Below are 566 nucleotides of genomic sequence, written 5' to 3'. Positions count from 1 at the left end.
GAAAAATCAAGATGTAAAAGCATATTTTATTAAAAGTAGTGGATTTCTTGAAGTAGAAAGACATCGTATTAAGATACCAACACTAGGTTGGATAAGATTAAAAGAATATGGATACATCCCATTTCGGAATGCGAAAAGCGCTACAATATCTCAAAAAGCAGGTAGATATTATGTATCTATTTTGAGTGAAGTGGAACAGAAAGAAAAGAAATCTGTTTCATATAGTGAAGGTATAGGTGTCGATTTAGGCATAAAAGACTTTGCCGCATGTAGTGATGGAACTGTATATAAGAACATCAATAAGACAACAAAAGTAAGGGAATTAGAAAAAAAATTAAAACGTGAACAACGCTCTTTGTCACGCAAATATGAAAATCTAAAAAAGAGAGGTGAAAAAACTGCTACCAAAAGAGCAAATATAAACAAAAATATTTTTAGAGTACAAAAGTTACATGCTCGATTAGCCAATATACGTTTGGAATATATAAAATTTATTGTGAATCAATTGGTGATAACCAAACCAAGTTATATCACAATAGAAGATTTAAATGTAAAAGGGATGATGA

The 566-nt window shown here is 30.2% G+C and carries 1 protein-coding gene; it reads left to right on the top strand.

What is annotated here, in order from left to right; translation table 11 throughout:
• Positions 1–566: RNA-guided endonuclease InsQ/TnpB family protein (locus tag V7024_RS20715; protein WP_335523398.1), on the top strand; the 566-nt coding region annotated here is incomplete at both ends.

This window comes from Bacillus sp. JJ864, from assembly GCF_036963045.1.
In the GTDB taxonomy this organism is placed as follows: Bacteria; Bacillota; Bacilli; order Bacillales; family Bacillaceae_G; genus Bacillus_A; species Bacillus_A pseudomycoides_C.
This window is presented reverse-complemented; position numbering and strand designations above follow the sequence as displayed.